The organism is Aurantiacibacter marinus, from assembly GCF_001021555.1.
In the GTDB taxonomy this organism is placed as follows: Bacteria; Pseudomonadota; Alphaproteobacteria; order Sphingomonadales; family Sphingomonadaceae; genus Alteraurantiacibacter; species Alteraurantiacibacter marinus.
Genome location: NZ_LDCP01000001.1, coordinates 664863 through 677859, shown reverse-complemented (window position 1 = coordinate 677859; position 12997 = coordinate 664863). Strand labels below are relative to the sequence as shown.

The window sequence follows — 12997 nt, the reverse complement described above, 5'->3', positions numbered from 1 at the left end:
CGTTCCCCGTGCGCTTGGCTGACACGTCCAGTTACTTTACCGGCAGGGGATCATTCACAGCGCCAAGCGCAGGGTAGTCAACATAGCCATGCGCTCCGCCGCCATAGAACGTGTCATAGTCAGGCTCGTTATACGGTCCACCTTGCGCGATACGCGCAGGCAAATCCGGGTTGGAGATAAACTGGCGACCGAATGCCACGGCATCGGCGCGGTCCTCTGCAATCCAGCGGATTGCGTCTTCGGGCGAGAGATTGCCGTTGGCGATGAAAGCACCATCGAAATTCGCGCGCATGTCTTTCAGAATTGCGTCGCCGTCGGAACGCTCGCCATCCGCTCCGCCGTGGTCCGTGGCACGCACGACATGCAAATAGGCAAGGCCTCTTCCAGAAAGCAGTTTGGCGGCGGCAGGATAAGTTTCTTCGGGCTTTTCGTCATGGCTGCCGCCAGCTCCGCCGATGGGCGTTAACCGCACACCGATCCGCCCTGCAGGAAGTTCTTCCGAGAGAGCTTCGATGACCATGCCCAGCAGCCGCAGCCTGTTTTCAAGGCTGCCGCCGAATTCATCGGTGCGGCTGTTGACGCCGGAACGCATGAACTGGTCAATCAGATAGCCATTGGCCGCATGCAGTTCGACACCGTCGAACCCTGCCTTGGCCGCATGCCGTGCAGCGTGGCGATAATCTTCGATAACGCTGTCAATTTCGTCTCGGGTAAGCGCGCGCGCTTCTTCATGGGGAACGGTCGGGCCATCGGGCAGCAGATCGCCGACAAATGCCTCGCCTTTCGGTGTCCATGCACTGGAGGAAACCGGCGCTTTGCCGCCAGGCTGGAATACCGGATGGCTGACTGCACCGACGTGCCACAGCTGGCAGAAAATCCGCCCGCCTGCATCATGCACCGCATCAGTCACCAGCTTCCAGCTATCGACCTGCGCATCGCTGTGGATGCCCGGCGTCCAGGCATAGCCCTGCCCCTGCTGGCTGATTTGCGTCGCTTCGGAAACGATCAGTCCAGCCCCGGCGCGCTGCGCATAATAAAGCGCATGCAGAGCCGTCTGCTCATTGCCGTCTGCAGCGGAACGGCTGCGCGTTAGCGGTGCCATCCACACACGGTTGGGGAAGGTGATATCGCCTGCTGTGATGGGTTGGAAAAGAGTTTGTATGCCTGAAATGTTGTCGCTGCGCGCCATGGTCTGGTCTTTCGATGCAAGATGGAATTGTTGCATTGGAAATGGTTGGCTGCGGGGCCTGTTCCAGCGCTGCAGACAAGAAAAGCTTGGCCTGCCTCAAGCGGTGATAGCATAAAGCCGGTTCTTTCAGCTGGCAGTGCGCGGAGATCGCAGCGTCCAGCGCCCCGTCAGCGCCAGAACGGCGCAGGGCAGCCATACCCAAATCAGCTCCGACTTCAGCGTTTCCAGCCCACGCATGGAGAATAAGTCCGCACCACTAGGCGATACGCGGATCGGCGTGACGGAGGCGAAAATTCGCACGTCACTGACTGGCTAGAGCAAGGCCGGACCAAGCCCGCCGCTGGTTAGAGCATCGAGCAGACCATGGCTCGCCATCGCCAATGCGAGCGGGACGATGGCGTGAGTCATGATGGTGGGCGTGGTGTTCCGATCAGGCTCGTTGTGCTATTCAGCCGGGGCAAAACGCGCAACAAATTCGCCCACACCCTTCATGTCGTAAAACCCCAGGATATAGGCGATTTCAACCGTGTCAGAAAAGTCCAGCCCTCCAGCTGCGACCGCCGGATTGACGTATTCGGCAACTGGGTTGTGAAGGTCCGAAAGGCGCTTGGCCTCACGCCAAATCAGGCCCACGTCTGGATCGGCCAGCAGCGCGCTCCAATGCGAGCCATCATCCGTGTTGAACGCAGGCGAGCCATTGCCCGCAAAATTGCCGTCCTGCACGCGGTGATAGGTGGTGTTGTAAACCACCATGTTCATCGCGTCCTCGCTCGTCTGGCTCTCGTTCCAATAGCTGTGTTGGACGATATTGACGCTGCGCCGCATGTCTTCGGGAAGCATCCCTACCGCGGCCGCTGTCACATCGGATTGGCCGGCCTCGGCAACCCAGACTTTGCCGCCGCCGGAAATGGTTGTCCGCATCCGCTCCGCCAGTGCCGCAATGGTCCCTTCACGGTCCTCATGCGCATCGAGCCATTTGTCTCCGAAAGCGAGGTTGAAAAGTTCGGCTGCGGGAAGAAATTCGCCGGTCTGGATACCGTAGGCGCCATGGGTGGCGACAAAGTCCACACAGGAATAGGCCGGGTCCTGGAGCACTGTACCCGCCGCCGCGACCGCTTGCAGGTCGTCAACATCGGGCTTGGAATCATAATTGGCGATGAGCAGGTCGTTTGCGGGATCGAACAGACCGATCATACCGCCGGATGAGCAATCGCTGGTGGACGCGTTTGCAGTTTCCGGCGCGGACGCGTCTTGGGTGCAGGCCGCAAGGCCGAGGGCAGCGAAAGCAGCGAAGGCAGCGACGACAGGCCTCACCCGGTCACTCCCACTCAATCGTCCCGGGCGGCTTGCTGGTGTAGTCATACACCACCCGGTTCACGCCCTGCACTTCGTTGACGATGCGGGTTGCACAGCCGGTCAGGAAGGCGGCGTCGAAGGGGTATACATCCGCCGTCATGCCATCGGTGCTGGTCACAGCACGAAGGCCGCACACATTATCATAAGTGCGGGCATCGCCCATCACGCCCACGGTTTTCACCGGCAGAAGCACGGCAAACGCCTGCCAGATCGCGTCATACAGACCGGCGTTGCGGATTTCCTCGAGATAGATCGCGTCGGCCTTGCGCAGGATATCACAGCGTTCCTTCGTCACTTCGCCGGGAATGCGGATGGCAAGGCCGGGGCCGGGGAAAGGATGGCGACCAACGAACATGTCCGGCAGGCCGAGTTCACGTCCCAATGCGCGGACTTCATCCTTGAACAGTTCGCGCAGTGGCTCGACCAGTTCCATATTCATGCGTTCGGGCAGGCCGCCGACATTGTGGTGGCTCTTGATCGTTACCGAAGGCCCTCCGGTGAAGGAGACGCTTTCGATCACATCGGGATAGAGCGTGCCCTGCGCGAGGAAATCCGCGCCGCCGATCCGGTTTGCTTCTTCCTCGAACACGGCGATGAATTCGCCGCCGATGAACTTGCGCTTCTTTTCCGGATCGGTCTCCCCAGCAAGGCCGGCCATGAACCGGTCTTCCGCATCCACCACCACCAGCGGGATATTGTAGGCCCCGCGGAACATGGCCTCTACCTGCTCACGCTCATTCTGGCGGAGCAGCCCGTGATCGACAAACACACAGGTCAGCTGGGCGCCAATAGCCTCATGGATAAGGATCGCCGCGACAGAGCTGTCCACGCCGCCAGACAGGCCGCAGATGACCTTCCCGTCACCCACTTGCGCGCGGATTTCGGCGATCTTGGTGTCGCGGTAAGCGGCCATCGTCCAGTCGCCGGCCAGCCCGCACACATGCCGCACGAAATTGGCGAGCAGCTTTGCACCGTCGGGGGTGTGATAGACTTCAGGATGGAACTGCGTGCCGTAATATTTCCGCGCTTCATCAGCGATTACGGCGAAAGGCGCACCGTCGCTGGTTGCAACAATTTCAAAGCCATCTGCAAATTGTGTGACCTTGTCGCCGTGGCTCATCCAAACCTGATGCCGCTCGCCAACTTGCCAGAGGCCATCGAACAGCGCGCACTCCTTGGTTACGGTCAGGAAAGCACGCCCAAATTCGCCGCCCCGATTTCCTTCGGCTCCAGTCTCATGGCCGGGGCGCACTTCGCCGCCGAGCTGGTGTGTCATCACCTGCTGACCGTAACAGATACCAAGAATCGGCAGGCCACTTTCGAACAGAATGTCCGGCGCGCGCGGGCTGCCGTCTTCGGGCACACTGGCAGGAGAGCCGGAGAGGATGATGCCTTTGGGCCGCATCCGCTTGAATGCTTCTTCCGCCATGCTGAACGGCGCAATTTCGGAATAGACGCCGGCTTCGCGCACACGGCGCGCGATAAGCTGCGTCACCTGGCTGCCGAAATCGACGATAAGGATGGAATCAGGGAGATGATCTGTCTGCATGCAGGAGGCTTTGGCGCGAAGCTGCGCGCGTGTCCAGCATGGGCAGAATGCACCACAATTCACTCGTGTTGCAAAATGCGCAACACATGTCGATAATTACTCAATTGTAGAATTATCAAACAAGGGCCACTTGGGCGGCAACGGCGGTGCCGGGGCGATTCCCGGCATCACGCTTCAAAAACAAGACAGGAAACAATCCATGCGCAATTTCGCATCAAACATTCTCGCGACACTGGCAGCTGTAACCATCAGCTCAACACTGTTTTTCGGCATCCTCTAAGGAATTTGCGCCGCGACAAAAAGGGCCGCTCCATACGCTGGAGCGGCCCTTTTTGTTGTGTGGGTGCGACGCAAGTGAGCGTCCGGCGTCAGATACGCGCCAGCAGCCGGTCCATCGCGGCACGTTGCTCCGTTCCTGCGAATTGGCGCAGCTCGCCGATAATGCGCCGGGCGTCGGCGCTGCGACCATTGGCGATCAGCGCATTGGCATAATGCCAGCGTATCTGAAGATTGCCCGGCTGGCCCTCTACAGCTGCGGTCAGATGATTGAGCGCCGGTCCTGCTTCCCCGTTTTCCAACAGCACCCAGCCCAGCGTATCGCGCACCCGCGGGTCGCGCGGCGCAAGTTCGTGCGCAGCGCGGGCGCGGCGCAGGGCCTCCTGGGGATTGCCCGCAGCCAACGCAGCATGGGCACCATTGTTGAGGATGACCGCATCACGGTCCCCGCCCTCTGCGATCAGCGCTGCGAAACGGCGCTCGGCCTCGGCACCGTCACCTCTGTCCAACGCGTTCTGTGCGGCGCGATATTCCTCTGCAAAGCCATCAGGCAAAATGGCCGCAAGGCGGGCAGCGAAGCGATCCGGTTCGCCCACGCGGCCTGCCAGATCGGATGCCAAGGCAAGCATCTGCGGCGTGGCAACCGCGCTATCGGCCAGCGGCGCAATCAGGTCCCAGGCGCGCTGTTCCTCACCCTGTTCGGAATATGCGCGCGCCAGCACCGTACTGCCGTGGGCGTGGCCTGGCAGAACAGCAAGAAAGGCTTCGAGATGCACGATCGCCTGCGCCGGAAAGCCGCGCAGATAGGCGATTTCGCCCATCAGCAGGCGGCCTTGCGGGATCCGGCCGATATTGCTTTCTGATTGCTGGACGATGGTATGCGCTTCATCCAGATCGCCTTCCACAAAGGCGAGGCGCGCGCTCAACAACAATCCCATCGGATGCCCGGGCGCGGCTGACAACAGGCTGGCGAGATGCGTTTCGGCCTGCTCATATTCGCCCATGTCCGCTTCGACAGCTGCCAGCGCAAACAGCGCCCCAAGGTCGGCTGGATGCTCCCCGTGCGCCTTGGTGTAGAATTCATGCGCCGCGGCATAATCGGCGCGCATCACGCGCAATTGCCCGGCAAGCATCAACGCATCGAGATCATCGGCATCGGCAGCCAGCGCGCGCGCGGAATATTCCTTCGCCTCACTAACTTGCCGCATCGCCACCGCCATCGCGCCGCGCATGGCCAGCAGCGGGGCGTGGTCAGGATAGGCTTCAATTGCGGCATTGGAGCGGATCATGGCCTCTTCGCCGCGGTCCAGTTCCCCCAGGGCACGGATCGCAACCCATTCCCCCAGCGGCTGCCCGTGCGCCGCGCCGGCACGTTCCAGTGCAAGTTCGAAGTCGCCGCGCAGCAACGCCGCCTGTGCGGAAAGGCTGGCCAGATCGGCCGGGGGACTGGTGCGGCTGCGCAAGGTATCCAGAATACGCTCAGCTGATTCGCCGTCACCCAAAGCCAGCAGCGTGCGGGCGTATAGCTCGGCAGCTTCGGGATCCGCATTTTCGGCATTCATCGCCGTGGCAAGGGCAACGCGCGCCGTGTGGTAATCGCGCTGCGCATAGGCATCGCGCCCGGTTTCGAACGGATCGCTGCCGAATATGCCGCAGGCCGTGCAAGACAATGCCAGCAAGACGGCAAGGGCTGATTTGTGCAATTTCATAACCGCAACGCCGTAGCGCAATGGTCTTAAGACACGCCTAAGCGGCGGAGGGGCTTACCCGCCGCCGCCTGGCTATTCGCGATAACACCGTTATTATGCAGCAATCTTCTTGCGGCGGCGCATACCATAGGCACCGGCAAGGCCAAGACCGAAGAGCAGCAGGCCCGCAGGCGCCGGAACCGGAGTGCCGGGGATCAGCGCAAGATCGAAATTGATGTCCCAATGGGCCAGCGCATGGCCATGCGGATTGAGCAGGTTGAGCCATGCAGAACCGCCGAAATCGCCCGTCTTGTCATTCGCTCCGGTGCCGAACTGGAACACGGTATTGCCAGCCATCGGATCGGTGGAATTCAGCGTGTAGGTAACGCCGCCGATGGTGATCGTACCGCTGGCATTGGTGAAGTAATCCTGCACGGATGGGTCATAGGGGCCGCCGCCGGCCTTGTAATCGAAGCCGGTGCCGTCGAGAGTATCAAGAAAGCCGCTAAGCGTCAGGTCGAGCGTTGCTGTCTGGCCCGAGGGGTTGATCGCCGTGCCGGTGAATGTGCCGGTGCCGGCATCGGTATCGATCGAAAACAGCGTGTCGTCCTGGAACGAATGATGGCGTTCGCAGCCACTGTTGAGCGTGTTTGTCCACAAACCGTGAGGGCAGGACCCGCCGGTTGCATCGGTCACGCCGTAATTCAGGATATCCGCCTGGGCCGGTGTTGCCATACCCAGCGCAAGGACCGTTCCCGCCAGTGCAATATACTTCTTCATTCCAATTCCCCCACTGGCCGCGCCAGCTTTCGTGCCATCTGTTCGTGTCGATGTTGCGAAAAGCAGAGGAGCGCAGTGCAATCCACCGGCGCACAGGCGGTGTTTCAAAACGAAGCAGGCGCGCGGCTCTAACTTACGCTGGCGTAAAGAATTGCAAATTCCGCAACACATGTCGCTTATTACGCATTTGAACAACAATGTTGCGGGCCGTATTTACGCTGTCATGAGACGCGCCTGGGTAAGAGGCGCGTTTGTTCCAGACCCCTGGCCCGGAGTTCCCCCCCCTTATGACTCCGGGCCAATTTGCGAATGGCCGCTGACTTGAATCACACGGTTCGGGCAGCGGCCATTTTCGTGTGGGTGCCCGGTCATTCATATCTGTGGAACACCAGAGCCATAAGTGAAGCGGCGCTTCCTATTTGCAGGTGGAAATCCTATATACCCGGCATGGTAGATACCCCCGAAACGACTCCCGCCACTTCGACTGAAATCGCAAGTGAACCCACTTCCCAAAATGCAAAGCGCATGGGGGAATATGGTGCCGAGAGCATCAAGGTCCTCAAAGGCCTCGACGCGGTGCGCAAACGCCCGGGAATGTACATTGGCGATACCGATGATGGCTCCGGCCTGCACCACATGGTGTTCGAAGTGTCGGACAACGCCATTGACGAAGCACTGGCCGGTCATTGCGACCTTGTTCTCATCGAATTGAATGCCGATGGCTCGGTCAGCGTGGAAGACAACGGGCGCGGTATTCCGGTGGGGATCCACAAGGAAGAAGGCGTTTCTGCAGCGGAAGTCATCATGACCCAGCTGCACGCGGGCGGTAAGTTCGAAAACACATCGGACGACAACGCTTACAAGGTGTCCGGCGGCCTGCACGGCGTGGGTGTGTCTGTCGTGAACGCGCTTTCCGAATGGCTCGAGCTGCGCGTCTGGCGTGACGGCGAAGAGCATTGGATGCGGTTCGAGCACGGCGATGCGGTCGAATCGCTGCGCGTCGTTGACACTGCTCCTCCGGTAGACAGCAATGGCGATGACAACGGCCTAAAAAAAGGCACGCGCGTTACCTTCCTGCCCAGCACGGACACGTTCAAGAACGTCCTCGATTTCGACTTTGACAAGCTTGAGCACCGCTACCGCGAGCTCGCTTTCCTCAATTCCGGCGTGCGCATCCTGATCCGCGATAATCGCCATGAAGAGCCGCTGGAGCATGATCTGTTCTACGAAGGCGGCATCGGCGCGTTCGTGAAATATCTCGATCGCAACAAACAGCCGCTGGTGCCCGAACCGATTACCGTCAGCGCGGAAAAGGAAGGCATCGGCATCGATGTCGCGCTGGAATGGAACGATTCGTATTACGAAAACGTGCTCTGCTTCACCAATAACATCCCGCAGCGTGATGGCGGGACGCATCTGGCAGCATTCCGCGCTGCACTCACCCGCACGCTGAACAATTACGCCACCAATTCAGGCCTTCTGAAAAACACCAAGGTCTCCCTTTCAGGTGAAGATATGCGTGAAGGCCTGACCGCTATCGTCAGCGTCAAGCTGCCCGATCCCAAGTTCGGCAGCCAGACCAAGGACAAGCTTGTCAGTTCCGAAGTGCGCCAGCCCCTGGAAAGTCTGATGAGCGAGAAGATGGGTGAGTGGCTGGAGGAAAACCCCGCCGACGCCAAGTCCATCATCGGCAAGATCATCGATGCCGCCGCTGCCCGCGAGGCCGCACGCAAGGCCCGCGAAATGAGCCGCAAGGGCGCGATGAGCATCGCCAGCCTGCCGGGCAAGCTGTCCGATTGCCGCGAACGTGATCCTGCGAAATCGGAAATCTTCCTGGTCGAGGGTGACTCCGCCGGTGGCTCCGCCAAAAGCGGGCGCGATTCCAAATATCAGGCGATTCTGCCACTGAAGGGCAAAATCCTGAATGTGGAGCGCGCGCGGTTTGACCGGATCATCAGCTCCAAGGAAGTCGGCACGTTGATCCAGGCGATGGGCACGGGCCTGCGCGATGAATTCAATCTGGAAAAGCTGCGCTATCACAAGATCGTGATCATGACCGACGCCGACGTCGACGGAGCGCATATCCGGACGCTGCTGCTCACCTTCTTCCATCGCCAGATGCCCGACATTATCAAGGCCGGGCACCTCTTCATCGCGCAGCCGCCATTGTTCAAGGTCGCCAAAGGCAAGAGCGAGGTTTATCTGAAGGATCAGCCTGCGCTGGACCGTTATCTGGTCGAAAACGGTCTGCAAGACCGGGTTCTGGAAACCGGCGGCGGTGCGCGCTCGGGTGCGGATCTGGCCGATCTGGTCGATAAGGCACTGCTTTTGAAGAACCTGATGGCGTTTGCTCCGCGCAAGTACAATCCCGCCGTCATCGAGGCGATGGCGATGGCAGGCGCGCTGGAGCCCGGCGTGACGGAGGCGGAACGCAACACCCGCCTTGCCCACGCAGCGGGCCAGATGCAATTGAGCGACAGCGAGGCCGATTGGTCCGCGCATGTTACCGAAAACGGCGATGTGCGGTTCAACCGCGTGTGGCGCGGCGTCACCGATGTGCATTTGATCGAAGCCAAGTTCCTCGACAGTGCAGAGGCGCGCAAACTGCACACGCGCGGCGTGGAACAGGCCGAAACCTATTCCAGCGCGACCCGTCTGGTGAAGGCAGGCAGCATCGAAGCGCAACCGGTTGACGACAACACGGACGAGACCGATGCAGATACGCCAGCCTTCGATCCGGACACCGCCATCACGCGTCCTTCACAATTGCTGGAAGCTGTGCTGGCCGCTGGCCGCAAGGGTCTTTCCATCAGCCGTTACAAAGGGCTGGGCGAAATGAACGCGGAACAGCTTTGGGAAACCACGCTGGATCCGGAAAACCGCGAGCTGTTGCAGGTCAAGGTCGAAGACGCCGATGTGACGGATGAAATCTTCACCCGCCTGATGGGCGACGTGGTCGAACCTCGCCGCGAGTTTATTCAGGACAATGCACTGAATGTCGCGAATCTTGATGTCTGATGGCATCATCGTTCGCTCCGGGGCACTGAATGTCGCGAATCTTGATGTCTGATCGCATCATCGTTCGCTCTGGGGCACTGAATGTCGCGAATCTTGATGTCTAATAGCATCATCGTTCGCTCTGGGCCGCTCAACATTGCCAATCTGGACGCCTGACCTACAGGCCGGAACTGAAGCGCCAAAGAGGAGGCAACGTTGGAAACTGCTGAAGGACGCGCACGGCTCGAAAGCGGCGGCTATCTGATCTTCCTTGCGCTGATCACGCTCGCCTTCATTGCTGTCATCTGGCCTTTTGTGATGCCGATACTGTGTGCGGCATTGGCCGCCATCATGTTCCAGCCGCTGTATCTGTGGTTCCAGCGCCGGATGGGCGGCACCAATCGCGCTGCGATCGCCACACTGCTTGTGATCACTGTTGCCGTGATCATCCCGGCGATCATGATCGGTACGGTAGTGGTGGAACAGGCAACTTCGCTGGTCGTCGCCTTTCAGGAAGGCCGCATCGATCTGGCATCGATGTTCAACGTCATACATGGCGCGCTGCCAGAAGTGATCAGGCAGAATCTCGATCTGGAGGGCTTCGGCACGGCTGAGTTGGTCCAGCAGCGGGCGCAGGAAATCGCCCTGGAAAGTTCCGGGCTTATTGCGCGTGAAGCTCTTGCCATCACCGGTAACGCTCTCGGCTTTCTGCTTGCTTTCGGCGTCGGACTTTATGTGGCCTATTTCCTCCTGCGGGACGGCAGGGACATCGGCGAACGGCTGCTGTCGCACATGCCTGTTGCCCGGCCGATTGCGGAACAGTTGGCAGAACGTTTCCTGTCCATCGTCCGTGCCACGATCAAGGGATCCATAGTCGTCGGGCTGGTTCAGGGTGCGCTTGGTGCGGCGACCTATTGGATTGTTGGCATGCCTTCGATCGTCTTGCTCGGACTGCTGACAGCCTTCTTCTCTCTCTTGCCCGCAGTCGGCCCCGCGATCGTCTGGGGGCCGGTGGCCCTTTATCTGCTCGCCACGGGACATATCTGGCAGGGCGTGCTGGTGCTGGTTTCCGGCGTGGCGATTATCGGCATGGCAGACAACGTCCTGCGCCCTATCCTGGTGGGGCGGGATACCGGCATTCCTGATTGGCTTATCCTGATTTCGACGCTGGGCGGCATTGCCGCGATGGGACTGGCCGGTATCGTCGTCGGGCCAATGGCGGCGGGCCTGTTCCTTGCCGGGTGGTCGATCCTGTATCACGCACGGGAGTCTGGGACAGGCCCGATAAGGTCACCGGCGGACTGATGTTACGTGTGCCCCCCGGCAGTCAGGCAGAACAGGTCGGGCGCTTGATACTGGCGGGCGTGCTGGTGCTGTTCCTGCCGGCGTTGCCGCTGGGCAATTACCTGATCTACCCCTTCATCATCCTGTCGACCTGGTATCACGAAATGGGCCATGGCCTGACCGCGCTGGCAACTGGCAACGGATTTGAGATGCTGGTGCTGAATGGCGATGGCTCCGGCTATGCCACGTCCCGCATGGCGTTCGAGAGTTACGGCCTGGACCGCGCGCTGATCGCCATGGGCGGGCCGCTTGGGCCAAGTGTGATGGGCGCGGGCCTGATCCTGGCCAGCAGCGCGCGCAAATATTGGCAGCCTGAGCTCATGGCGCTGGCAGCCGCTCTTGTTCTTTCGACGCTGATCTGGGTGCGCAGCATCATCGGCTGGATTGTCCTGCCACTGATCGCGGCCGCCCTTACGTGGATCGCATGGCGCGGGCAGGATTGGCTAAAACGCTTCGCGCTCCAGTTCCTCGGGATGCTCGGCGCTCTCAGCATGTTTTCCGATTGGAATTATCTGTTCAGCGAAAGCGGCATCGTGGGCGGACAAGTGATGCGGTCCGACACCGGCGCTATGGAAGCAGCCCTGTTCCTGCCACACTGGTTATGGGCCATGCTCATCATCGGGTTTTCCGCTCTGATGATTGGAGCCAGCTTGAAATATGCGCTTAATCGGGAGGGCTGAGAGCCTCGTCCTCATCGCCATCGTCGGTCACCGTCAGGCGTTCCGCGTCGGGCCCTTCACCGCCCAGCGATGCTTCTTCAAGCTCGTCACGCGCTGTCTCGATTGCATCCTGCGTCAATTCTGGCGCTTCCTGCTGCGGCGCAAACCGATCGCGCTGCTGGCACAATTCCACTTCCAGCGGGAAGTGGTCTGATCCGACACCCTGACCCGTCGCAAATCGAATGACGCCGAAATCATCGGTATGGAACACATGATCGAGCGGCCAGCGCATCAGCGGGTTCTTGGCATCGAAGGTGGCATAAAAGCCGCGCCCGACACGCGGATCGATCACTTGTCCCAGTCGCTGGAATGTTTCGGTCACATGCGACCAGCCGACATCATTGAAATCGCCAATGACAATCGTGGGCCTGCCCGAACCCCGCACCAGATCTGCCAGCAACATCAATTCCGCATCGCGCTGGCCGCTATCCTGACCAGGGCTGGGCGGCCGCGGGTGGACTGCGAACAGCGTGGGCAGACTGCCATCCTCACGGCGAATGCGCGTCCGGATTGATGGCGTACCGCCGCCGGCCAGCTCGTTACGCTCGGCCCCCACCAGCTCGAGCCGCGACCACATGGCCATGCCATAGGTATTGTCCTGCGGAATTTTCACCGAATAGGGATAGTCCTCGTCCAACCCGGCAGAGAGCGCATCGGTCCACGCCTGATCATTCTCCATCACCAGAATGACATCGGCACCGGTCGACTGCAGATAGGCAATTGCCGCGTCGAAATCGCGGTTGTCCTGATAGACATTGAGCGACACGATATGCAGCCGGTCTACCGCCGCACAACTGGGCGCATCCACCGCCTGCTTTGCCGCGATCGGGGAATAGGGAAACAGCTGGAACAGCTGAAGGCCCAGCGCCACTACGGCAATACCGCTCCATAAATACAACCGCTTGGATTTGACCGCGATAAGAACCGCGAGCGCGACAGCAAGCAACAGCGCAAATTGCAACCGCGGAAAATCGAAAACGCGGATCCACCATTTGTCGGCTGCCAGCAGCGCGATGAAGGTGGCTACTGCGACAAGGATTATGACAAGGCGGGCAATGCGGGCGATCCAGGATTTCATGCCTGCGCCAATTACACGTCC

At 60.2% G+C, this 12997-nt stretch carries 11 protein-coding genes; 4 read left to right on the top strand and 7 right to left on the bottom strand.

The window, feature by feature from the left end; all coding sequences use genetic code 11:
• Positions 1-31: 31 nt before the first annotated feature.
• From AB731_RS03315 to guaA, 4 genes are all read right to left on the bottom strand, one after another.
• Complete coding sequence (locus tag AB731_RS03315) at positions 32-1189, bottom strand: alkene reductase (protein ID WP_047093094.1); 1158 nt, start codon at positions 1187-1189, stop codon at positions 32-34.
• Between the two features lie 126 nt (positions 1190-1315).
• The gene (locus AB731_RS13915) at positions 1316-1489 is read right to left on the bottom strand and encodes a hypothetical protein (RefSeq protein WP_156167341.1); all 174 of its coding nucleotides are present in this window, start codon (positions 1487-1489) and stop codon (positions 1316-1318) included.
• A gap of 144 nt (positions 1490-1633) precedes the next feature.
• Positions 1634-2503, bottom strand: coding sequence for a hypothetical protein (locus tag AB731_RS03310; protein WP_052768867.1), 870 nt, complete (start codon positions 2501-2503; stop codon positions 1634-1636).
• Positions 2504-2507: 4 nt separating this feature from the next.
• Positions 2508-4094: a glutamine-hydrolyzing GMP synthase gene (gene guaA / locus AB731_RS03305; protein WP_047092425.1), complete on the bottom strand. Its 1587-nt coding sequence runs from the start codon at positions 4092-4094 to the stop codon at positions 2508-2510.
• On the opposite strand from guaA, the gene AB731_RS13910 reads away from it, so the two are divergent.
• A complete protein-coding gene (locus AB731_RS13910) occupies positions 4093-4374 on the top strand; it encodes a hypothetical protein (RefSeq protein ID WP_047092426.1) in 282 nt (93 codons plus the stop codon). The genes guaA and AB731_RS13910 overlap by 2 nt on opposite strands.
• A gap of 88 nt (positions 4375-4462) precedes the next feature.
• Here the strand turns inward: AB731_RS13910 and AB731_RS03300 are convergent, their stop codons facing one another.
• Together AB731_RS03300 and AB731_RS03295 are read right to left on the bottom strand one after the other, a co-directional pair.
• Positions 4463-6079 (bottom strand): tetratricopeptide repeat protein, encoded by a 1617-nt coding sequence (locus AB731_RS03300; protein ID WP_047092427.1) that lies wholly within the window; start codon positions 6077-6079, stop codon positions 4463-4465.
• A 93-nt stretch (positions 6080-6172) separates the two neighbouring features.
• Positions 6173-6838, bottom strand: coding sequence for a PEP-CTERM sorting domain-containing protein (locus tag AB731_RS03295; protein WP_047092428.1), 666 nt, complete (start codon positions 6836-6838; stop codon positions 6173-6175).
• Positions 6839-7285: 447 nt separating this feature from the next.
• Between AB731_RS03295 and gyrB the strand changes: the two genes are divergently transcribed.
• The 3 genes from gyrB to AB731_RS03280 all read left to right on the top strand — a co-directional run bounded on the left by gyrB (position 7286) and on the right by AB731_RS03280 (position 11859).
• Positions 7286-9856, top strand: a complete 2571-nt coding sequence (gene gyrB / locus AB731_RS03290) for a DNA topoisomerase (ATP-hydrolyzing) subunit B (RefSeq protein ID WP_173425735.1) — start codon at positions 7286-7288, stop codon at positions 9854-9856.
• Between the two features lie 195 nt (positions 9857-10051).
• Entirely contained in the window at positions 10052-11140 is a 1089-nt protein-coding gene (locus AB731_RS03285) for an AI-2E family transporter (RefSeq protein ID WP_047092429.1), read from the top strand.
• Entirely contained in the window at positions 11140-11859 is a 720-nt protein-coding gene (locus AB731_RS03280) for a M50 family metallopeptidase (protein ID WP_047092430.1), read from the top strand. The genes AB731_RS03285 and AB731_RS03280 overlap by 1 nt, the downstream gene beginning before the upstream one ends.
• On the opposite strand, the gene AB731_RS03275 is transcribed toward AB731_RS03280, so the two are convergent.
• Positions 11843-12976, bottom strand: a complete 1134-nt coding sequence (locus AB731_RS03275) for an endonuclease/exonuclease/phosphatase family protein (RefSeq protein ID WP_052845688.1) — start codon at positions 12974-12976, stop codon at positions 11843-11845. The genes AB731_RS03280 and AB731_RS03275 overlap by 17 nt on opposite strands.
• Positions 12977-12997 lie beyond the last annotated feature (21 nt).

Coding starts and splice junctions, on each gene's coding strand:
- gyrB (WP_173425735.1), top strand. CDS start 7,286: ATGGTAGATACCCCCGAAACGACTCCCGCCACTTCGACTGAAATCGCA.
- AB731_RS03280 (WP_047092430.1), top strand. CDS start 11,140: ATGTTACGTGTGCCCCCCGGCAGTCAGGCAGAACAGGTCGGGCGCTTG.
- AB731_RS13910 (WP_047092426.1), top strand. CDS start 4,093: ATGCAGGAGGCTTTGGCGCGAAGCTGCGCGCGTGTCCAGCATGGGCAG.
- AB731_RS03295 (WP_047092428.1), bottom strand. CDS start 6,838: ATGAAGAAGTATATTGCACTGGCGGGAACGGTCCTTGCGCTGGGTATG.
- AB731_RS03300 (WP_047092427.1), bottom strand. CDS start 6,079: ATGAAATTGCACAAATCAGCCCTTGCCGTCTTGCTGGCATTGTCTTGC.
- AB731_RS03275 (WP_052845688.1), bottom strand. CDS start 12,976: ATGAAATCCTGGATCGCCCGCATTGCCCGCCTTGTCATAATCCTTGTC.
- guaA (WP_047092425.1), bottom strand. CDS start 4,094: ATGCAGACAGATCATCTCCCTGATTCCATCCTTATCGTCGATTTCGGC.
- AB731_RS03315 (WP_047093094.1), bottom strand. CDS start 1,189: ATGGCGCGCAGCGACAACATTTCAGGCATACAAACTCTTTTCCAACCC.